A 20245-nucleotide genomic window follows, 5' to 3' on the forward strand; every position below is an offset into this window, starting at 1 on the left:
GGCGGAGACGACGCCGGCCGCATCCCCGGACCGCACGATCGAGAGTGAGAGAGCAGTGAACTGGTTGCGTGAGCGGACCGCCGCCGTCCTGACGGGAGCCGCCGTGGGCGACGCCCTGGGCGGTGCCACCGAGGGCTTCACCCCGGAAGCCATCGAGCAGCGGTATGGCGGGAGGGTGGAGGGCATCGTTCCGCCGTTCTTCGCCGACTGGCAGACCCGCAAGCCGATCAGTCCGTACCACAAGGGCGACGGGCACGTCACGGACGACACTCTGATGACGCAGGCGCTCGTCCAGGTGTACGCGAAGCGCCGTCGCCATCTCGATGCGTTCGACATCGCAGAGGATCTGGTGCCTCTTCTGACCGAGCAGGTGCGCTGGATCCCCGAACTGGAGCGGGAGACCGTGCTGCTCGAGCGCATCTTCCTCGCTGAGAAGTGGCTCGTGCTCCGTCTGCGGTACGGGCACGTCGATCCCCGGGAGGCGGGGGTGGGCAACACCGTCAACTGCGGTGCGACGATGTACATGGCCCCGGTCGGCGTCGTGAACGCCGGCGACCCCGCGGCCGCGTACGCCGAGGCGATCGACCTCGCCGGAGCACACCAGTCGAGCTACGGTCGCGAGGCCGCCGGAGCGTTCGCTGCCGCGATCTCAGCGGCGCTCACACCCGATGCCGATGCCGAGGCGGCCGTGGCCGCCGCCCTCGCCGTGTCGCACGACGGTACCCGCGCAGCGATCCAGGCGGTGGTCGAGGCCGCACGCCGGAACGCCGCCGCCGCACCGCGTGAGCTGGCCGCAGCCTTGCGCGAGGCGGTGATCCCGTTCGACACCGTCGGGCCGGACTATCGAGAACCCGACGCCGATGCCCGGCGTCCCTCCCGCACGAAGTCGATCGAGGAGCTGCCGGTCGCCCTCGGGTTCCTGGTGGCGCACCGCGGCGACTTCCGCGAATCCGTGCTCGCTGCCGTCAACTATGGGCGAGACAGCGACTCCATCGCCACCATGGCCGGCGCGATCGCCGCCGCGCTCGGCGGGCCCGACGCGATCCCGGCGGAATGGGTCCGTGGTGTCACCGAGGGGAGTCGCATCGACTTCGACCACTACGCCGGTCTGCTCGCCGACGCGGCAGAGCAGATCGTCCGCGATGACACAGACCGCATCCGGCAGCGCCTTGAGCGGCTGGATGCGCTCGCCGGGGCGGCTTCATGAGGCTCAGCTGGTCGAGCCGGAAGATCTCGTCGCGCAGGAGATCGTCGCGTCCCGGGACGAAGGACGGGATGTTGCCGCGGTCGCCGAGGCGTGGACCGCCGTCGGCGGGGTCTTGGAGGTCCCGCGCAACGGCGCCTCCGCGCAGCGCGCAAGCGACGAGAGCCGTGCCGTCGCCGTCCGCCTGCTGGACGAGCTCGACGCACTTCCGATGCCGGCCGATCCGCGACGACCTGAGGGATTCGACCAGATCATCGCCGCGGCGCCCGATGTGCCGCGGCTTGCAGCAGTGTCCGGCGACATCGAGGACCGCATCCACGGCGCATGGCTCGGACGTGCCGCGGGATGTCTCCTCGGAAAGCCGGTCGAGAAGATCCCGCCCGAGGGGATCCGCGAACTGCTCACATCCGCCGGCCGATGGCCGCTCGACTTCTACTTCACCGCCGAGGGCGTCGCCCCCGACTCGCTCGCCCGCTGGCCGTGGAATCGTCGCAGCGCTCCGACATCCCTCGTCGAGAACATCGACGGCATGCCGGAGGACGACGACCTCAACTATCCCCTGCTCAATCTCGCCCTCGTCGAGCGCATCGGGCGCCGATTCACGGTCGAAGACGTGGCCGAGGCCTGGCTCGCGGAGCTTCCCGCGGGGCGGGTCTTCACCGCGGAGCGGGCGGCGTACCGGAACCTGCTGGAGGGCATCGATCCCGAGGGGTGCGCACGGGTGCGCAATCCGTTCCGGGAGTGGATCGGGGCTCTGATCCGCGGCGACGTTTTCGGCTGGATCTCGCCGGGGGACCCGCGTGAAGCCGCGCGGATGGCCTTCGAGGATGCGCGGCTGAGCCATACCGGCAACGGTCTGTACGGCGAACTCTGGGCGGCGGGGCTCGCGGCGGCGGCCGTGGTCGGCGATGACGTCGAGACGGTTCTGGACGCGGCATCCGCCGTCGTCCCGGCCTCCAGCGGCCTGGCCGATGCCGTCGCGTTCGGGCGTCGGCTCGGCCACAGCGGTGGAACGCTGGACGACGACCTCGCCGCCCTCGCCGAACGGTACGCGGGGGTGCACTGGGTGCACGTCGTGAACAACGCCGCGACCATCGCGTGGGCGCTGACGCGCGGCGGGGGCAGACTGGAGCGGGCTTGCGCCCTGGCCGTCATGGCCGGCTGGGATACCGACTCGGTCGGGGCCACCGTCGGCGGGGTCTGCGGTGCCATCGCCGGCGCGCGGGCTCTCCCCGCGTCCTGGACGGCGCCGTTGCACGATCGGATCGCCACCAGCCTTCCCGGCCTGGACGGCGTCGCGATCTCGGAAGTCGCACGTCGGACGACGGCGCTCGCCGTCGGCAAGGAGGAGCAGTGAGCACCATTTCCGCCCGCGATCGCGCGCGGGGGTCGATGGCCGGGCTGGCGATCGGCGATGCCATCGGCCGCCCCGTGGAGGGTCTGTCCGCGCAGGAGATCCAGGACCGTTACGGCCGGGTCGAGGGTTACCTGCAGTGGCCGCCGGCCGGCAGCGACGACACCGAGTACGCGCTCCTGACGGCCCGCACCATCCACCGCGTCGGCGTCGCGGCGACAGCCGACGATTTCGCACAGACCTGGATCGAAGACGTCCTTCCTCAGCTCGACAACTTCGCCGGCGGCGGTTTCAGCGAGATGGCGGCGATCGACAATCTGCGCCGCGGGATCCGCCCGCCGCAGTCCGGCGACCACATCCACGCGTGGAGCGACGGTCTCGCGATGCGGGTGGCGCCGCTGGGCATCGTGTCCGGCGGAGACACGGATCTCGCCACCCGGCTGACGATCGCTGACGGCGAGGTCAGCCACAGCGGCGAGGGGATCCACGCGGGGGTCGCGGTCGCGGTCGCCGTGTCGGCGGCGATGAGCGGGGCCACCGCTCGGGACGCGTATGCGGCGGCCTTGACGGCCATACCGGCGGACTCGTGGACGGCGCGCAACCTCGTGGCCGGCCGCGCCCTGGTCGACGCCGAGTCCGACCCGGGGCGGCTGGCGATCGCACTGCACGGGCGCCTCGCCGTCGACGACTATTACTGGGCTGATCTGGCCCCGGAGGCGGTGGGGCTGGCCATGGCCGCGGTGCTGGCCGGTGACGGCGACTTCCGTGCGAGCGTCCTGTTCGCCGTGAACCTCGGCCGCGACGCCGACACCATCGCCGCGATGGCGGGATGCATCGCCGGCGCGATCTCGGGCGTCGGAGCGATCCCCGCCGACTGGGTCGAGGCACTTCGCCCGGTCGAGGGATCGTGCATCCGATCGACGGCCGGCATCCACCCGCTCGACGCCGCCGATGCCCTGATCGACCTCTGGGAGCAGAACCGATGAACACCGACATCGTCCGCGGACTCGTCGCCGGCGAGAGCCTGCATCCGGGGAACCTCGAGTTCCGCATCCACGCTCTTCCGCCCAAGCGGCATGCGCGCATGGAGGTGCTCCACGCGTTCGATCGAGAGCACACGCAGGTCACGCCCACGCGCCCGTACGCGCACTCCTCGCCCCCACAGCTGCCTGCAGGGCCCGGGCGAGAACGCCGAGTGGTTCGCCTTCAGCGCGCCGCTGATCGCGACGGCGGACTCCGGCGCGATCACGGCCGGGTGGATCGCGCTGTCCGGCGAGGAGGGAGGGCGCCGGCGCCCGGGTACCGCGATCGCGCTCGGCAACATGCGCCGGGGCTTGCGTCCGCCCCAGTCCGGCCATGACAATCCGCACTATTTCGACGATCTGGCGATGGTGCGGGCGATCGGGCGTCGCCGCTGCACGACGACGAGCAGACGGCACGAGAGCTCGCCGCCGTCGACGCCCATGCCACGCACGACCTGGACGGGGTGTGGGCGGCGGATGCCGCGGTGGTGCTGTTCCATGCGCTCGGTCACGGCGCATCCGGACCGGATGCGGCACGGGCTACCGGCAGCCGCGCTGCCGGCTGAGAGCTGGACCCGACGGCTGACCGACGCGGCGCTGGAGACCGCGGAGAACATGGCGGACCCGCTGGGACTCGCCGTCGCACTCGGACGCGAAGTCTGCGACTGGATCTACAGCTATCCGGTCGCCGCGCCCGAGACCCTCGCCGTCCTGCTCGCGCATGTCAGCGTCGCACCCGACGCGACGGCGCTGCTCCTGGGCACGGGAGCGACCGGCCGCAACGGCACGACGCTCGCCGCCCTCGCCGGTGCCGCGGCCGCGGCACTGTTCGGCGGCGGTTGGATCCCCGCCGAGATCACCCTCGACAGTCCGCTCGCCGGAATCAGCGTGCCCCGTCTCGCCGGAACGACGCTCACGGACGCGATCGGCCGAAGGGGGCTCTGAGCGGTGGGAAGCGTCGTCGCCATCGGATCGGCGAACGTCGACGTCATCTTCCGGGTATCGCATCTCGTCGCGGCCGGCGAGACGCTGCACGCTCGGGACGTGTCGGAAGCCGCCGGCGGGAAGAGCGCGAACCAGGCGGCGGCCGAAGCCCGGCTCGGCGCGCCCGCCCGCTTCGTCGGGTGCGTGGGAGATGACGACCACGGGCGGCTCGCTCTTCGTGCCCTCGGCGATGCGGGCGTCGATACCGCCGGGGTGCGCATCCGCACGGATGCCCCCACCGGCTCGGCGTTCATCTGCGTGGACGACGCGTCGGAGAACACGATCGTCCTGTCGACCGGCGCGAACGACCTGTTCTCACCCGACGACCTCGACGACCTCGTGCTCTCGCCGACGGACGTCGTCACCCTCTGCTGCGAGCCCCCGGCGGCCCTCGTGGCCGAGGCGGCGCGCCGGGCCCATGACGCGTCGGCGACGGTGATCATGAACGCGTCGCCCGTCGCGGGGTTCGACCCGCAGACGCTGCAATGGACCGACATCCTCGTGGTCAACGCCGCCGAGCTTGCTGCCCTCGTGGGCGGCGGCACCGCCGATGACGAGGTTCGCGCCGCACGCTCCCGCCTGGGGGTCAGCACGCTCGTCGTGACCCTCGGCGCCGCGGGTGCGGTGATCGCCCGGACAGACGTGATCACGCGCATTCCCGGCCACCGCGTCGAGGCGGTGGACACGACAGGGTGCGGCGACGCGTTCCTCGGAGCTCTCGCCGCGGGTCTGGTCACCGGCCACGCCTTCGAGGATGCGGCGCGCCGAGCGAACGCGGCGGCCGCCCTGGCCGCCACCGCACCCGGCGCGCAGCCGTCCTACCCGACGGCTCCTCAGCTCGAGAGGGATGCCATGAGCAGCTCGAGGGTCTGAACCCTGCCCGGAGCCGTATCCAGCGGCTCGCCCGCGTAGGAGCCGGCGATCGGCGAGACCATCACCTCATCCACTCCCCAGCGGTCGGCGAACGCACGCAGGGCCGCGCCGACCTCGTCGCCGGTGCCGACCAGCCACTTGGCGCGCATCGCGTCGACGATGGTCTGCGCCATGCCGTCCAGCGCGCCGGCCTGCGCCTCTTCGACGGTCTCCAGCGGCTGCATCGGCTTGTTCGTGCGCAGTCGCGCCATGCTGCGCAGCTGGGGAGGGCGCGCGCCTCGGCCTCGTCGGCTGTGGGCGCCGCGACGGCGTTCACGGTCAGGAACGTCTGCGGCTCGGGGTGAGCCTCGCTCGGCTGGTACTGGCTCCGGTACAGGCCCAGGGCACGCTCCAGCCCCTCGCCGGAGAAATGGTTCGCGAACACGTACGGGAGACCGGCGGATGCGGCCAGCTGGGCGGAGTAGTCGCTCGAGCCGAGCAGCCACAGCACGGGCGCGCCGGTCGCGGCGGGCGTGGCGTGCACGTCGTACAGCTGCCCGCTGGTGAATTTCAGCGAGGCGCCCTCGGGGCTGATGAGCCGGGCGATGTCGCGCACATGGTCGGGGAAGCGCTCGACGTCGCTGGTGGTGCCCGACATCCGCAGCAGCTGGGTGATCACCGGGTCGCTGCCGGGCGCCCGACCGATGCCCAGGTCGATCCGGCCGGGGGCGAGCGCCTCGAGCGCGGCGAACTGCTCGGCGACCACGAGCGGCGAGTGGTTCGGCAGCATCACGCCGCCCGAGCCGATCCGGATACGCGCGCTGCGCGCAGCGGCCGCAGCCGCCAGCACCGGTGGAGTGGTCGAGGCCACGGCGGGCATGTTGTGGTGCTCGGCGAACCAGTAGCGGCGCAGACCGAGTGCGTCCGCGCGGGCGACCAGGTCGAGGGATGCCTGCGACCGCCTCCGCACTGGACTGCCCGGTGCGCACCGGCACCAGATCGAGGACGGACAGGGCGGGCGCGGTTGCAGTGCTCATCTCCGGGTGCAACCGGCCCGCGGCATCCGTCATTCCCGGACGGCGGGACCGACGCAGACGCAGAGAACGCCACTTGCGCGATTCACGCAAGTTCTTGCGTAAACTGGGCGCCATGTCGAAGCGTCTCGCCGAAGTGGCGCGCAAGGTCGGGGTCAGCGAGGCGACCGTCAGTCGCGTGCTCAATGACAAGCCGGGGGTCTCGGATGCCACGCGGCAGGCCGTGCTGACCGCGCTGGACGTGCTCGGCTACGAGCGCCCGACGAAGCTGCGCGGCGAGCGGGCCCGGCTGGTCGGCCTGGTGCTGCCCGAGCTGCAGAACCCGATCTTCCCCGCGCTGGCCGACATCGTCGGCGGGGCGCTGACGCAGAACGGCTACACCCCGCTGCTGTGCACGCAGAACGCGGGCGGCGTCACCGAGGCCGACTATGTCGACCTGCTCCTGCAGCAGCAGGTGTCGGGCGTGATCTTCCTCGGCGGCAACTACAGTCAGGCCGCCGCAGCCCACGAGCACTACGACCGGCTTGCGCCGGGTGAACCTGCCCACGGTGCTGGTCAACGCGCGCATCCCGCGACTGGCCTTCGCGACGGTGTCCACCGATGACGGGGCCGCCGCCGAGCAGGCGCTGCCGCATCTGCATCAGCTCGGGCATCGCCGGATCGGGATGCTGATGGGCCCGGCCGATCACATCCCGTCGCAGCGCAAGCTCGCCGCGGCGCGCGCACTGCTGGAACGGCTGGGCACCCCGCTGTCCGACGAGATGATCGTGAACGGGCTGTACTCGCTCGAGTCCGGTCAGGCCGGCGGCTCCCGGCTGTTCGGCAACGGCGCGACGGCGGTGGTGTGTGCGAGCGACCCGCTGGCACTGGGTGCGGTGCGCGCCGCGCGCAGGGCCGGCCTGCGCGTCCCGCAGGACGTCAGCGTCGTCGGATTCGACGACTCCGCCCTGATGAGCTTGCACCGAGCCGCCTCTGACGACGGTCCGCCAGCCGATCGAGGCGATGGGCCGGACGGTCATCGAGCGCTGCTCTCGCAGATCGCCGGCACGGCGGCCGGCGGCGACGAGCTGCTGTTCGAGCCCGAGTTGGTGCTGCGCGGATCCACCGGGCCCGTCGCGGCCTGACCCTGGCATGATCCGGCGCGCCGGCTCCGGCATCTTCGGGCGCGCCCGGCTCCGGCATCCTCGGGCACGCCCCGGCATGCGCGCCCTCGCTCCAACCCCTCCGAAATCATAGTTTTGCAGACTTCTGTTCAAGTCTTGCGCTCAGCCATGAACAAAGCTACATTCGACGCATTGCAGGAAATCGACCGAATGAGGAGCCCTGTGGACGACGACGTCCTGACCAGAGTGGACCGGCGCGACGACGATGAGCCATCGCGTCACGACGCCTGGCCGACGCCCTCGTCCGCCGACGCACAGTGGTGGCGCAAGCGCCGTCATCTACCAGGTGTACGTGCGCAGCTTCGCCGACGGCAACGGGGACGGCACCGGCGACCTGGCCGGCGTGCGCTCCCACCTCGGGTATCTGAAGGACCTCGGCGTCGACGCGCTCTGGTTCAACCCGTGGTACCCGAGCCCGCTGGCCGACGGCGGGTACGACGTGCAGGACTACCGGGCCATCGACCCCCGATTCGGCACGCTGGCCGAGGCCGAGGCGCTCATCGCCGAGGCGCTGGCCCTCGGCATCCGGACCATCATCGACGTCGTGCCGAATCATGTCTCCGATCGGCACCCGTGGTTCCAGGCCGCGTTGGCGGCGGGGCCGGGCAACCCGGAGCGCGAGCGGTTCTGGTTCCACCCGGGCCGCGGCCGGAACGGCGAGCTGATGCCCACGCGGTGGGAGTCGAACTTCCAGGGGCCGACCTGGACCCGCACCACCAACCCCGACGGCACCCCCGGCGAGTGGTACCTGCACCTCTTCACCCCGGAGCAAGCCCGACCTGAACTGGAATCATCCGGACGTGCGCCGGGAGCACGAGGACATCCTGCGGTTCTGGTTCGACCGGGGCGTTGCCGGCGTGCGGATCGACTCGGCCGCGCTGCTGATCAAGGATCCCGACCTGCCCGAGGTGGGCGAGAAGCCGGACCATCCCACCGAGGACCGGGACGAGCTGCACGACGTCTACCGCGCGTGGCGCGCGGTCGCCGATTCGTATCCCGGCACCCGCATCCTGGTCGGCGAGGTGTGGGTGCCCGACATCGTGCGCTTCACCAACTATCTGCGCCCGGACGAGATGCACACGGCCTTCAACTTCGACTTCCTCGCCCGGCCGTGGGGTGCGGACCAGTTCCGGGACTCGATCCAGGACACGCTCGCGGCCCACGCGCCGGTGCACGCCCCCAGCACCTGGGTGCTCTCCAACCACGACGTGACCCGCCCGGTCACCCGGTACGGGCGCGAGGACACCGCCTTCGCATTCCTGAAGAAGCGCTTCGGGGTGCCCACCGACCCGGAACTCGGCCGGCACCGGGCGCGCGCCGCCGCACTCCTGGTGGCCGCCCTTCCGGGCAGCCTGTACATCTACCAGGGCGACGAGCTCGGTCTGCCCGAGGTCGAGGACCTGCCGCGCGAGCTCATCCAGGACCCGATGCACTACCGGTCGGGGGGCATCGACCCGGGACGGGACGGATGCCGCGTCCCGCTGCCGTGGGCCGGGGACGAGCCGCCGTTCGGCTTCAGCCCGGACCAGGCGGGCGCGGCACCCATCACGCCGTGGCTGCCGCAGCCGGAATCATGGCGCACCCTCACCGTGGCAGCGCAGGAGGCCGATCCTGGCTCGACGCTGCGGCTGTACCGGTCGGCGCTCGAGCTGCGCCGGCAGATCCCCGCCGCACCGCTGACCTGGATCGAGGGCCTCGGCCGCGACATCCTCGCCTTCCGCCGTGGCGAGGAGTTCGCCTGCATCGTCAACGCGGGCGACGAGCCGTTCGCCCTGCCCTCCCACCGGGCCGTCCTGCTGACCAGCGCCCCCCTGTCGGGCGGTCGCCTGCCGGGCAATTCCGCCGCATGGCTGCGGACCGACGCGGATGCCGCGGCATCCGGGCCTGCCGAGAACTCGAACACCACCACCCACCCCGAGGGATGATCCGGCGCCGAGAGGCCGACGCCGCCCTCACACGAAAGGAAAGACGATGAAGTCACCAGGAAAGATCCTGCTCGCCGGTGCCGTCGCCGTCGCGACGATCGGCGCGCTCGCGGGCTGTTCGTCGGACGGCGGCAGCGGCACCGACGGCGGAAAGGTCCACATCGTGGTCGCCCCGGTGCTGCCGGGCGCCACCGCCGACGCCCTGAGCGCGCTCGCCGACCGTGTCGCAGAATTCGAGAAGGCGAACCCCGACATCGACGTGAAGGCCATCGAGTACCAGTGGACCGGCACGACGTTCGCCGCCGAGCTCGCCGGCGGCACGCTGCCGGACGTGTTCAACGTGCCGTTCACCGACTCGAAGACCCTCGCGAACAACGGCCAGCTGGCCGACATCACGAAGGACTTCAAGGAGACCTCCACCGCCGACAAGTGGAACAAGAACGTGCTGGATGTCGCCACCGGCGACGACGGCAAGGTCTACGGCATCCCGTGGGGGCCGTATGCGATGGCGCTGTCGTACAACCGCGAGATCTTCCAGAAGGCGGGACTGGATCCGGACAAGCCGCCCACCAGCCTGGACGAGATCGCCGCGACCGCGAAGACCATCTCCGAGAAGGTGCCGGGCACCGCCGGCTACATGCAGATGACGCAGGGCAACACCGGCGGCTGGGAGCTGGCCACCCTCACCCAGTCGCTCGGCGGTCGGCTCGAAGAGGTCGGTGCCGACGGCAAGGCCACCGTGACCGCCGACAACGACCAGACCAAGGCCGGACTGGCGTGGCTGAAGCGCATGCGCTGGACCGACGACTCGATGGGCCGCAACTTCCTGTTCGACTGGGGCGGCATCAACGAGGCGTTCGCCGCCGGCAAGATGGGCATGTACATGAGCGGCTCGGACGTGATCGGCTCGCTCATGCAGGCCAACGGGTTCGATCAGGCCAAGTACGGGGTCACCACGTTCCCGGTCGCGGATGCCGCGGACGCCGGCATCCTGTCCGGGGGCAACGTCGACGTGGTCAATGTGAAGGACACGCCCGAGCAGATCGCCGCCGCGGTGAAGTGGATCGACTTCTACCGCACCGGCCCGACCGCCGACAAGGACGCCGCGATCAAGAACGCGAAGACCCTGCAGGCGGGCAACCAGGCCGTGAACGCGCCGACGCTGCCGGTGTTCGACAAGGCGACCTGGGAGCAGAACCAGGAGTGGGTCAAGCCCTACGCCAACATCCCGGCGGCCAACCTGGCACCGTTCACCTCCGGCATCTTCGACCAGAAGATCGCCCCCGAGCCGCCGCAGCACACGCAGGATCTGTACGGCGCGCTGGATGCGGTGGTCCAGGCGGTGCTGACCGACAAGAATGCAGACGTCGACTCCCTGCTGCAGGGCGTGGACACGAAGATCCAAGCGCTGATCGACGCCGACAGCAAGTGACCGCCAGGCGTGCGGTCGGGACGCCCCGGCGCCCGACCGCACGCCTCACCCCGGGAGCACATCGCCATGACCGCGACCATGACACCGACGGATGCCGCAAGCCGACATACGTCTGGCGCCCCGCCGTCACAACCCGATCACCTGGGTGGAGCGCGGCGGCCTGACCACGCTGCTGTTCCTGATCCCGACCCTGGTCATCTTCGGCGTCTTCTCCTGGACGCCGATCGTCGAGGCGGTCGTGATGAGCTTCCAGAAGACGAACCTGGTCACGCCGGCCTCCTTCGTCGGCTGGGACAACTTCGTCGCGGTCTTCCACGATCCGGTGTTCTGGATCGCCATCCGCAACACCGCCTACTTCGCCGGCCTCGCGCTGCTGTTCGGCTATCCGCTGCCGCTGCTGGCGGCGGTGCTGATGAGCGAGTTCAAGCGGATGAAGGGCGTGTACAGCGTGCTGGCCTACCTGCCGGTGGTGATCCCGCCGGTAGTCTCGGTGCTGCTGTGGAAGATCTTCTACGACGCCGGACCGAACGGCGTGTTCAACACGGTCCTCGGCTGGGTCGGCATCCCGCCGCAGCCGTGGATCCAGAGCGCCGCCACGGCCATGCCCTCGCTCGTGCTGGAGGCGACCTGGGCCGCCGCCGGCGGCACCATCATCATCTATCTGGCCGCCTTGACCTCGGTGGCCCCCGAGCTGTACGACGCGGCTGAAGTGGACGGCGCGTCGATCTGGGGCAAGGTCTGGCATGTGACCATGCCGCAGCTGCGCGGCATCCTGTTCATCACCCTGATCCTGCAGATCATCGCCACCGCGCAGGTGTTCCTGCAAGCCGTTCCTGTTCACCGGCGGCGGCCCCGCCAACTCCACCACCACGATCCTGCTGCTGATCTATCAGTACGCGTTCACCAACAGCCTGGGCGTCGGGGTCGGCAAGGCGACCGCGCTGAGCCTGATGCTCGCCGTGTTCCTGGCGGTGCTCTCGATCGTCTACTTCCGGGTCACCCGGAGATGGAGCGACAATTGACGACCTCGATCCCGGCGCAGCGCGAGCGGGCGGATGTCGCCGCGCAACCGGCCCCGCGTCGCCGGCGCCGTCCGAAGGCGGCGGATGCCGCAGACCGGGGCATCCTGTCGATCGCCGACTGGCGCCGCCCGCACGTGCGCTGGTTCGGCACCGTGCTGAACTGGCTGCTGGGCATCGCCCTGGTCGCGGCGGGACTGCTGCCCCTGCTGTGGCTGTTGAAGTCGGCGGTCACCCCGACGCAGGAGACGCTGACCCACCCGCTGGCTCTGCTGCCGCAGGACTGGGCGTGGTCGAACATCGCGCGCGCCTGGAACGAAGTGCATATCGGGGACTTCTTCTTCAACACGATCGCGATGGCGGCCGGGTCGTGGGGTGTGCAGCTGCTGGTGGCCACCACCGGCGGATTCGCCCTGTCGGTGCTGCGGCCCCGGTACGGGAAGATCATCAGCGCGCTGGTGCTGGCCACGCTGTTCATCCCGGCGGTCGTCCTGCTCGTGCCGCTGTACCTGACGATCCTGCACCCGCCGCTGATCGGGCATTCGCTGATCAACACCTTCTGGGCGGTGTGGCTGCCGGCCGGAGCGAGCGCGTTCAACGTGCTGCTGGTGATGCGCTTCTTCGACTCGCTGCCGCGCGAGATCTTCGAGGCCGCGCGCACCGACGGGGCCGGCACGTTCCGGCTGTTCTGGTCGGTCGTGCTGCCGATGTCCAAGCCGATCCTCGGGGTGGTCTCGATCCTGGCGATCAACGCCTCGTGGGCCGACTTCCTCTGGCCGAACCTGGTACTGAACGACATCAGCGTGCAGCCGCTTTCGGTGCGGCTGCCGCAGATCGCGGCATCCACCGACCTGGGCGTCTACCTGGCCGCGCTGACCATCGCCACCCTCATCCCGGTCGCGATCTTCCTCGTCTTCCAGCGCGCGTTCCTGAACTCCGGCGGCATCGGCGGCGCGGTCAAGGGGTGACGGCGTCCGCGCGGGGGCGCGTCGCCGTGCGTCTGCTGGGCATCGCCACCTGCAGCGCCCCGGGAACGACCCAGCAGCGGATGTGGACGGCCTCGCCGAACTCGTCGCCGTCCAGCTCGACCGGCTTGCGCCGACTCGACGCCCGCCTCGATCTGCGGGCAGCGCAGGTAGCGGATCGACGTGTCCTTCCGGCGCTCGACGATGCGCCGCCCCGATCGGGTGCGCCGCAGCACGCTGTTGTCCCACCACACCTTGCGCCACACGCCCAGCCAACCGAACCAGCCGGTGGGCTGGATCATCGCGACATCTAGCAGGCCGTCGGTCATCGAGGCGCCCGGGATGAGCTCGATGCCGGCCGGCAGCGTGCCGCAGTTGGCGAACAGCATGCTCTGCACCCTCGCCGAGTGCAGGCGGTGCCCGTCGCGCTCGTACATCAGTCGGAACGGCTTCGCGTTCGGCAGTGATCGCGCCGCCCCGTCGACGTAGGCCACCCACCCCATGCTCTTCTTCAGCTGCGAGTTGGTGTTCGCGATCATCGCCGCATCCAGCCCCATCCCGCCCATCACCACGAACGCGTGCTCTTCGTGCGTGCCGTCGGGGCGGGTCAGCTTGCGCCATCCCCACATCGATGGGGCGCACCTCGCCGTCGAACGTCGCGCGGATCGCGGCATCCGGATCCGCCAGCGGCAAGCTCGAGATTGCGGGCCAGCAGGTTGCCGGTGCCGCTGGGCACGATGGTCAGCGGCACGCCGGTGGAGGCCATCGCCTCGGCCACCGCGCGCACGGTGCCGTCGCCGCCGGCCACCAGCACCGCATCGGCCCCGTCGCGCAGCGCCTGGGCCGTGGCCTCCTGCCCGAGGTCCCCCGGAGTGGTGTGGTAGAAGAGCGGATGCCCCCACCCGGCCTTCTTCGACGCCTTCTGCACGCGCGCGCGCAACTTCTTCTCGTCCACTTTGATCGGGTTGAAGATGAGCGCAGCGCGCCGATCCTGGGCGCGCTGTTCACTCATGGCCTCACGATAGCGGCACCGGGGCCGGCAGGGCCGCTGGCTAGACTTGTCGGATGATCGATCCCGTCATCCTGCGCGAGCATCCCGAGCTGGTCAAGCGTTCCCAGGTCAAGCGGGGCGAGTCGCCGGAGTCGGTCGACGAGGCGCTCGCCGCCGACGCGTCGCGTCGCGCCGCCATCACGGCGTTCGAGGCTTGCGAGCCGAGCAGAACGCGCACGGCAAGCAGGTCGCGGCCGCGCCGAAGGATGAGAAGGCCGCGCTGGTGGCGCAGGCAAAGGAGCTCAGCGATCAGGTCAAGCGGGCCCAGCAGGCGGTGACGGCGGCCGAGGAGCACGCGCACGAGGTGCTGTCGCGGATCGAGAACATCGTGATCGACGAGGTGCCCGCCGGTGGCGAGGAGAACTTCGTCACGCTGCGCACGCACGGGCAGCGCCCGACGTTCGCGTTCACCCCCCGGGATCACCTGGAGATCGGCGAGAAGCTGGACGCGATCGACATGGAGCGCGGCACGAAGGTGTCGGGCAGCCGCTTCTACTTCCTCAAGGGCGCGGGCGCGCGGCTCGAGTACGCGCTGATGTCGCTCGCGCTCGAGCGGGCGCTGGATGCCGGATTCATCCCGATGATCCCGCCGACCCTGGTGCGGCCCGAGGTGATGGAGGGCACCGGATTCCTGGGCCAGCACTCGGACGAGGTGTACCGGCTCGAGAAGCAGGACCTGTACCTGGTCGGCACCAGCGAGGTGCCGCTGGCCGGCTATCACATGGGCGAGATCCTCGATCTGACGGCCGGGGCCAAGCGCTATGCCGGATGGTCGACCTGCTACCGCAGCGAGGCCGGCTCGTACGGCAAAGACACCCGGGGCATCATCCGGGTGCACCAGTTCAACAAGCTGGAGATGTTCGTCTACACCACGCCTGAGGATGCCGAGGCCGAGCACCTGCGGCTGGTCGGGATGCAGGAGCGGATGCTGCAGGACCTCGGCCTCGCGTACCGGGTGATCGACGTGGCCGCCGGCGACCTCGGGTCGTCCGCGGCGCGCAAATACGACATCGAGGCGTGGGTGCCGACCCAGGACGCGTACCGCGAGCTGACCTCGACATCCAACTGCACGACATTCCAGGCGCGGCGGCTGGACATCCGCTACCGACCGGACGGCGGCAAGACCCAGCACGTCGCGACGCTGAACGGGACGCTGGCCACCACCCGCTGGATCGTCGCGCTCCTGGAGACCCACCAGCGCGAAGACGGCTCGGTCGTGGTGCCGGAGGTGCTGCGGCCATACCTCGGCGGGCTCGCAGTGCTGGAGCCGGTGGCGTGACGTCGGCCCGGCTGCCCGCGACCGGCAACATCGAGATCGAGGACCAGGCCGAGGCCGCAGACCTGGTCGAGCAGGTCGCGGACCGGGTCGCGACGCGGATGCTGATCGCCCTCGATGTGGACGGGACCGTCATGCTGCAGGACGAGTCGCTGAGCCCGGGGATCGTCGAGGCCGTCGGCGCCGCACAGGCCGCGGGGCACGAGGTGATGCTCGCGACCGGCCGCAGCTGGAGGGGACTCACGCGGTCCTGTCCGCACTCGGCCTGGACCCGGAGTACATCGTGTGCTCGAACGGGGCCGTGATCATGCGCCGGATCGAGGACGGGCCGGCGGGCTACGACCGCTACGAGCGCTTCCACACCGAGACGTTCGATCCGGAGCGTGTGCTCCGGCTGCTGCACGAGAGCGTGCCGGATGCGCACTACATGGTGGAGCTGCCCGACGGGCAGCGCCTGTACACCGAGCCGATGGATGACTGGAACCTCCGGCTCGCGCGCCGGGTGTCGTTCGACGAGCTGTGCGCGCAGCCGGTCTCGCGGGTCGTGGTCGTCTCGCCCGACCGCACCGAGCAGGACTTCGTCGAGCTCGTGCATCGGATCGGCCTGAACCAGGTCTCGTATGCGATCGGATGGACGGCGTGGCTGGACATCGCCCCGATGGGCGTCGACAAGGCGAGCGGCCTGGAGCTCGTGCGCACATGGCTGGGCATCGACCGCGCGCACACCCTGGTGATCGGCGACGGACGCAACGACCTGGGCATGTTCGCCTGGGCGCTCGAGCACGGAGGGCGCGCGGTGGCGATGGCGCAGGGCCCGCAGGAGGTGCGGGATGCCGCGGGCGAGACCACGCTCTCGGTGCAGGACGGCGGCGTCGCGGCCGTCCTGCGGGCGCTGTAGCCCGGCCCCAGCTCGCTGAGCGAGGCCGCGCGCAGCGCGCCCGAGACGAAGCGTCCGTGGCCCCACCGCCCGGTAGACTCGACCAGGTCCGGCGGGCGTGCCCGCCGGGGAGGGTTGTCCGAGCGGCCGATGGACCTGGTCTTGAAAACCAGTGGGCGGCAATGTCCCGTGGGTTCGAATCCCACACCCTCCGCTCTTCGAAACGATGATGCGGGCTGTCGGCGCAGAGTCTGCACCGACAGCCCGCATCGGGGATGTGCCTACTGCTGCCAGTACCCGACGTTGAAGAGGATCTTCTGCGCGGTCGTGGTCAGGGCGGCGGTCTGCTCCGCGGTCAGCTTGCCGGCCGACTGGAACGAACCGACCTGCGTGACGAAACCGTTCAGCACCTCGAGGGTGCCGTCCGCCTTGTCCTTCGCCAGCAGCTTGTACGCCTGGTCGAGCTTGACCGTGAGGGCGTTCTTGTTGCCCTTGTTCAGGCTCGTCGCGGCCACGGCATCCTTCAGCGTCGTGATCTCATCGATCAGGAACGCCTCGGGGTGCCACAGGTAGTCGCCCGCGAACGCCGCGAACAGCTCGTTCCAGGTGTTGAAGTCATGCGCACCCGGGACGACGAGGTTCTCGACGACGGCGACCTGGTTCAGCGCCGCCACCTGCGAGGCGTTCGGCAGGCCGAAGTCCCACTTGCCGCCGCCGAGCAGGATGTACGGCGCCGCCACGTTGGGCGTGGTCGCACGCACGCCGACGCCGGCGCTCCACGGTCCGTAGTAGCCGAACAGCGTCGCGTCGTAGTTGATGATGTTCGACGTGACGCCGCCGCCCATGGACAGACCCGCGAATGCGCGGTCGATCGGCTTGGTCGACACGTTGTAGTGGGACTCGACGAACGGCAGCACCACGTTGCGCAGGACGGGGTAGCCCTGGTTGGCGGCACCGATGTAGTTCGAGTTCGTCGTGACGACGACTGCGGGCTCGGTCCTTCCATCCTGGATGAGGTTGTCCATGATGACGGGGACGTCACCCATGTTCATCCAGTCGGACTGGTCCTGTCCGCTGCCGTGCCTGCATGTAGATCGTCTTGTACGGCGTGGCCCGGTCGGGGTCGTAACCCGCGGGCAGGTACACGCCCATGGTGCGGGTGGTGCCGTTCACGTCGAACGGCACGTAACTCCAGGATCCCTTCGGCGAGTCGGCGCGGGGCAGTTCGATCTGGCGATCCGCGAGCGGGGCGAAGTCCTGCTTGGCCTCGTCGTAGGGCACGAACACCTTGTTGAAGGCGCGGCGTGCGGTGCCGGTGAGACCGTCGGGCGCGAGGATCGGCGAGTTGGCCGGGTCGGCGACCCACAGGTTCGTGTTGTTGTTGACGTAGAACCAGTACTGGTTCGCGCCGCCGGCAAGGGGCACGTCCGTGACCCAGTAGCCGCCGCCGGCGTTCGTCATCTCGACGTCGTATCCGCCGCCGCCGCGCATCAGCCCCGGCTTGTACTGCCCGGGCTGATACACGGTGGTGTCGGTCTGGTCCTGCCAATTGCGAGCAGGATGTCGGCGGCGAAACGGACGCTGGTCGCGGTCGGGTTGTAGTAGACGAAGTGTCCCGTGTACCCGGTGGGGGAGTTCGGGTCGGCGATCACGGTCGGGCCCGGGGTCAGGTTCACGTCATCGGCCTGAGCGGCCAGCGGCGCCGTGGTCAGGACCATCGCGACGGCGACGCCGAGCGCGGCAAGGCCGCGCAGGCGCTGTGGGCGCCCACTGCCTTCGTCCGTGTCATGCCTCGTCTGGGGTTGCAGAGCTCTCATCACTGTTCCTCCTCGAATAGTCATTGAGCGCCTCAAGGCTGCTCGACGAGGTCAGGCTAGCTCACGATTCACAACGTTGTAAAGAGAAATTTACGACGTTGTAAATCGCCGCCCGCCGGTGATGCCCGGCGGCCGCAAGCCGAAACGGTGGCCGCCCGTCGTCGTCGCGGCCTCTACGCGGAGAGCGCCTCGGACTCATCGTCGGTGCTCGTGAACCCTGTCGACTCGCGCCGGACGATGCGGAACGGCGGCTTGAACGTCGCGGGGGGCTGGCGCTCGCCCTTCTCGCCGATGCGCTCGACGAGGCGATCCACCGCGATGGCGGCGATCTCGTCGCGGCCGGTGTCCACCGTCGACATCGACGGCAGGGAATACTTGCTCTCGTCGATGTTGTCGAAGCCGATCACGGCGACGTCGTCCGGGGCGCGCATGCCCTCTTCGCCGAGTGCGCGGAGCACCCCGAGACCGAGGGTGTCGGTGAGGGCGAAGATGGCGTCGAACCGCACGCCGTCCTGAATCATCCGGTGGGTCGCGGCGGCGCCGCCCGCGCGGTTCCACTGCGACATCGCCGTCGGGCGGACCAGGGCCGGATCCAGGTCGATCCCGGCGTTCTCCAGCGCATGCAGGTATCCGCCCAGGCGCAGGCTCGCCGAGTTCGTCTCGTCGCCGCCGGCCAGATCGGCCCCGACGATCGCGATCCTGCGGCGACCGATCTCGATCAGGTGCTCGACGGCGGCCTGAGCCGACGACATGTTGTGCATGGTGACGTGGTCGGTCGGCCCGTCGAAGATGCGCTCGCCGAGCAGCACCAGCGGACCGTCGACGGTGAGTGCCTCGGCATCGTCCTGGCCCAGGCTCACCGGGCTGAACAGCAGACCGTCCAGGAAACGCGGACGACTCGTCGACACCGCCTGCAGCTCGGCATCCCGCTGACCGCCGGTCTGCTCCACCATGACGCCGAGCCCGCGCTTCTCGGCGGCGCGGATCACGGCGTCCGCCAGTTCGGCGAAATAGCTCTCCCGCAGCGACGGGACGGCGAGGCCGATGACGCGCGTGCGGCCCGAGCGCAGTCCGCGCGCCGACAGATTCGGTCGGTAGTCGAGCTGGGCGATGGCCTCGTTGACCCGGTCGCGAGTGCCGGGGCGCACATGCGGGTAATCGTTGATGACGTTGGACACCGTCTTGATCGACACGCCCGCGACGCGCGCGACGTCGTGCATGGTCGATCCCATCACTGCTCCCGCCTGCTCTGAACGTCTGACTCTACTGCGTTCGCTGGGTTGCGAGCGGTGCGCGCCGGGTCGGGTGATCATGCGGGAGCGCGAGAAGTACAACGTTGTTCACTACGGTATCGTGCCCGCATGGGAGTCGCGGAGGACGAACATGCTGACAGCTGATGACTGGCCGATCGCGGCGGCGATGCTCCCGATGGGCGACGCGCATCCGGTCGCAGGATCGCCCCCGCCCGTCGATCGCTGGCTGGCGGATCTGACCGAGGTCGCCGATGCCGGCTTCGCCGACCTCGACCTGACCGACTCGTGGATCCGCAGCGGTGACCTGGACGCGGCGAACCTCGCCCGGCTGCGGGAGTGCCTCGGCGAGGCCGGCCTGACCCCGGCATCCCTGTCCGCCATCCGCCGCAGCGTCATCGATGAACGGCACGGCACGGAGCACCTGGCGTACGGCCATCGCACCATCGACGCCGCGGCCGCGCTCGACATCCCGGTCGTCTCGGTCGGGCTGCACCGCGCACTGACCGACCGGCAGCGCGCGAGCTGTGGTTCTGGACGGTGCAGGGCCACCGCGATCCGTTCGGCGACGAGGATGCCTGGGCGCTCGCGGTCGCGCGACTGCGCGAACTCGGCCGCCACGCCGCCGACGTCGGCCTCGTGCTCTCGCTCGAGCTCTACGAGCACACCTTCCTCGGCAGTGCGGAATCGGCGGTGCGGCTGGTCGAGGAGATCGGCCTGGACGCCGTCGGCCTGAATCCGGACATCGGCAACCTCATCCGCCTGCACGAGCCGGTCGAGCACTGGCGCGCGATCGCCGAGGCGACCATGCCGTTCGCGAACTTCTGGCACGTGAAGAACTACACGCGGGACGAGGATGCCGCAGCCGGCCTGGTCTCGACGGTGCCGACCTCGCTCGAGCTCGGCCTCATCGACTACCGGGAGGTCGTGAAGATCGCGGTGCGCCACGGCTTCCAGGGCGTGATCTGCGTCGAGCACTACGGCGGGGACGGACTCAGCGTGAGCGCGACCAATCGCGAC

General features: G+C 70.2%; 14 protein-coding genes, 1 tRNA gene and 7 pseudogenes. 15 read left to right on the forward strand and 7 right to left on the reverse strand.

Going from position 1 to position 20245, the window contains the following annotated elements; all coding sequences use genetic code 11:
• The first annotated feature begins 55 nt into the window (after positions 1 to 55).
• The 5 genes from L2X98_RS12825 to L2X98_RS12845 all read left to right on the forward strand — a co-directional run bounded on the left by L2X98_RS12825 (position 56) and on the right by L2X98_RS12845 (position 5437).
• Positions 56 to 1207, forward strand: a complete 1152-nt coding sequence (locus L2X98_RS12825; RefSeq protein WP_259611154.1) for an ADP-ribosylglycohydrolase family protein — start codon at positions 56 to 58, stop codon at positions 1205 to 1207.
• A complete protein-coding gene (locus L2X98_RS12830) occupies positions 1143 to 2561 on the forward strand; it encodes an ADP-ribosylglycohydrolase family protein (RefSeq protein WP_259611155.1) in 1419 nt (472 codons plus the stop codon). The genes L2X98_RS12825 and L2X98_RS12830 overlap by 65 nt, the downstream gene beginning before the upstream one ends.
• Complete coding sequence (locus L2X98_RS12835) at positions 2558 to 3544, forward strand: ADP-ribosylglycohydrolase family protein (protein ID WP_259611156.1); 987 nt, start codon at positions 2558 to 2560, stop codon at positions 3542 to 3544. Before L2X98_RS12830 ends, L2X98_RS12835 begins: the two co-directional genes overlap by 4 nt.
• A gap of 90 nt (positions 3545 to 3634) precedes the next feature.
• On the forward strand, positions 3635 to 4525 hold the full coding sequence (locus L2X98_RS12840) for a hypothetical protein (protein ID WP_259611157.1): 891 nt from the start codon (positions 3635 to 3637) through the stop codon (positions 4523 to 4525).
• A 3-nt stretch (positions 4526 to 4528) separates the two neighbouring features.
• Positions 4529 to 5437 carry a ribokinase gene (locus L2X98_RS12845; RefSeq protein ID WP_259611158.1) on the forward strand — a complete coding sequence of 303 codons (909 nt, stop codon included), beginning with the start codon at positions 4529 to 4531 and terminating at the stop codon, positions 5435 to 5437.
• Here L2X98_RS12845 and L2X98_RS12850 read toward each other — a convergent pair.
• Positions 5398 to 6453 (reverse strand): annotated as a pseudogene (locus tag L2X98_RS12850) (LLM class flavin-dependent oxidoreductase). The gene L2X98_RS12845 and the pseudogene L2X98_RS12850 overlap by 40 nt on opposite strands.
• Before the next feature lie 112 nt (positions 6454 to 6565).
• Here L2X98_RS12850 and L2X98_RS12855 point away from each other — a divergent pair.
• The 6 genes and pseudogenes from L2X98_RS12855 to L2X98_RS21205 form a co-directional block, all read left to right on the forward strand.
• Entirely contained in the window at positions 6566 to 7054 is a 489-nt protein-coding gene (locus L2X98_RS12855) for a LacI family DNA-binding transcriptional regulator (protein WP_259611159.1), read from the forward strand.
• The gene (locus tag L2X98_RS12860; RefSeq protein WP_259613318.1) at positions 6984 to 7574 is read left to right on the forward strand and encodes a substrate-binding domain-containing protein; all 591 of its coding nucleotides are present in this window, start codon (positions 6984 to 6986) and stop codon (positions 7572 to 7574) included. The genes L2X98_RS12855 and L2X98_RS12860 overlap by 71 nt, the downstream gene beginning before the upstream one ends.
• 189 nt (positions 7575 to 7763) lie before the next feature.
• Positions 7764 to 9538: pseudogene (locus tag L2X98_RS12865) on the forward strand (glycoside hydrolase family 13 protein).
• A gap of 46 nt (positions 9539 to 9584) precedes the next feature.
• Positions 9585 to 10970 carry an ABC transporter substrate-binding protein gene (locus L2X98_RS12870; protein ID WP_259611160.1) on the forward strand — a complete coding sequence of 462 codons (1386 nt, stop codon included), beginning with the start codon at positions 9585 to 9587 and terminating at the stop codon, positions 10968 to 10970.
• Between the two features lie 91 nt (positions 10971 to 11061).
• Positions 11062 to 11992: pseudogene (locus L2X98_RS12875) on the forward strand (carbohydrate ABC transporter permease).
• A 467-nt stretch (positions 11993 to 12459) separates the two neighbouring features.
• Positions 12460 to 12957 (forward strand): annotated as a pseudogene (locus tag L2X98_RS21205) (carbohydrate ABC transporter permease); the annotation flags it as partial.
• Here L2X98_RS21205 and L2X98_RS12885 read toward each other — a convergent pair.
• A complete protein-coding gene (locus L2X98_RS12885; RefSeq protein ID WP_259611162.1) occupies positions 12849 to 13583 on the reverse strand; it encodes a diacylglycerol/lipid kinase family protein in 735 nt (244 codons plus the stop codon). The pseudogene L2X98_RS21205 and the gene L2X98_RS12885 sit on opposite strands and share 109 nt — an antisense overlap.
• Entirely contained in the window at positions 13562 to 13966 is a 405-nt protein-coding gene (locus L2X98_RS12890; protein WP_259611163.1) for a diacylglycerol/lipid kinase family protein, read from the reverse strand. Before L2X98_RS12890 ends, L2X98_RS12885 begins: the two co-directional genes overlap by 22 nt.
• 53 nt (positions 13967 to 14019) lie before the next feature.
• Between L2X98_RS12890 and serS the strand changes: the two are divergent.
• The 3 genes and pseudogenes from serS to L2X98_RS12905 all read left to right on the forward strand — a co-directional run bounded on the left by serS (position 14020) and on the right by L2X98_RS12905 (position 16372).
• Positions 14020 to 15284: pseudogene (gene serS / locus L2X98_RS12895) on the forward strand (serine--tRNA ligase).
• 131 nt (positions 15285 to 15415) lie between these two features.
• A pseudogene (locus L2X98_RS12900) lies at positions 15416 to 16179 on the forward strand (HAD family hydrolase).
• A gap of 108 nt (positions 16180 to 16287) precedes the next feature.
• A tRNA-Ser gene (locus tag L2X98_RS12905) sits at positions 16288 to 16372 on the forward strand.
• Positions 16373 to 16439: 67 nt separating this feature from the next.
• Here L2X98_RS12905 and L2X98_RS12910 read toward each other — a convergent pair.
• From L2X98_RS12910 to L2X98_RS12925, 4 genes are all read right to left on the reverse strand, one after another.
• Positions 16440 to 17204 carry an alpha/beta hydrolase gene (locus tag L2X98_RS12910; protein WP_259611164.1) on the reverse strand — a complete coding sequence of 255 codons (765 nt, stop codon included), beginning with the start codon at positions 17202 to 17204 and terminating at the stop codon, positions 16440 to 16442.
• On the reverse strand, positions 17197 to 17682 hold the full coding sequence (locus L2X98_RS12915; RefSeq protein ID WP_259611165.1) for an alpha/beta hydrolase: 486 nt from the start codon (positions 17680 to 17682) through the stop codon (positions 17197 to 17199). Before L2X98_RS12915 ends, L2X98_RS12910 begins: the two co-directional genes overlap by 8 nt.
• Positions 17649 to 17975: a hypothetical protein gene (locus L2X98_RS12920; protein WP_259611166.1), complete on the reverse strand. Its 327-nt coding sequence runs from the start codon at positions 17973 to 17975 to the stop codon at positions 17649 to 17651. The genes L2X98_RS12915 and L2X98_RS12920 overlap by 34 nt, the downstream gene beginning before the upstream one ends.
• A 173-nt stretch (positions 17976 to 18148) precedes the next feature.
• Positions 18149 to 19195 carry a LacI family DNA-binding transcriptional regulator gene (locus tag L2X98_RS12925; RefSeq protein WP_259611167.1) on the reverse strand — a complete coding sequence of 349 codons (1047 nt, stop codon included), beginning with the start codon at positions 19193 to 19195 and terminating at the stop codon, positions 18149 to 18151.
• Between the two features lie 570 nt (positions 19196 to 19765).
• Between L2X98_RS12925 and L2X98_RS12930 the strand changes: the two are divergent.
• Positions 19766 to 20155: pseudogene (locus L2X98_RS12930) on the forward strand (sugar phosphate isomerase/epimerase family protein); the annotation flags it as partial.
• Positions 20156 to 20245: the final 90 nt, after the last annotated feature.

This window comes from Microbacterium elymi (genome assembly GCF_021582895.2).
Classification (GTDB): domain Bacteria; phylum Actinomycetota; class Actinomycetes; order Actinomycetales; family Microbacteriaceae; genus Microbacterium; species Microbacterium humicola.

Coding starts and splice junctions, on each gene's coding strand:
- L2X98_RS12830 (WP_259611155.1), top strand. CDS start 1,143: ATGACACAGACCGCATCCGGCAGCGCCTTGAGCGGCTGGATGCGCTCG.
- L2X98_RS12840 (WP_259611157.1), top strand. CDS start 3,635: ATGCGCGCATGGAGGTGCTCCACGCGTTCGATCGAGAGCACACGCAGG.
- L2X98_RS12855 (WP_259611159.1), top strand. CDS start 6,566: ATGTCGAAGCGTCTCGCCGAAGTGGCGCGCAAGGTCGGGGTCAGCGAG.
- L2X98_RS12870 (WP_259611160.1), top strand. CDS start 9,585: ATGAAGTCACCAGGAAAGATCCTGCTCGCCGGTGCCGTCGCCGTCGCG.
- L2X98_RS12885 (WP_259611162.1), bottom strand. CDS start 13,583: ATGTGGGGATGGCGCAAGCTGACCCGCCCCGACGGCACGCACGAAGAG.
- L2X98_RS12890 (WP_259611163.1), bottom strand. CDS start 13,966: ATGAGTGAACAGCGCGCCCAGGATCGGCGCGCTGCGCTCATCTTCAAC.
- L2X98_RS12910 (WP_259611164.1), bottom strand. CDS start 17,204: ATGGGTGACGTCCCCGTCATCATGGACAACCTCATCCAGGATGGAAGG.
- L2X98_RS12920 (WP_259611166.1), bottom strand. CDS start 17,975: ATGAGAGCTCTGCAACCCCAGACGAGGCATGACACGGACGAAGGCAGT.
- L2X98_RS12925 (WP_259611167.1), bottom strand. CDS start 19,195: ATGCACGACGTCGCGCGCGTCGCGGGCGTGTCGATCAAGACGGTGTCC.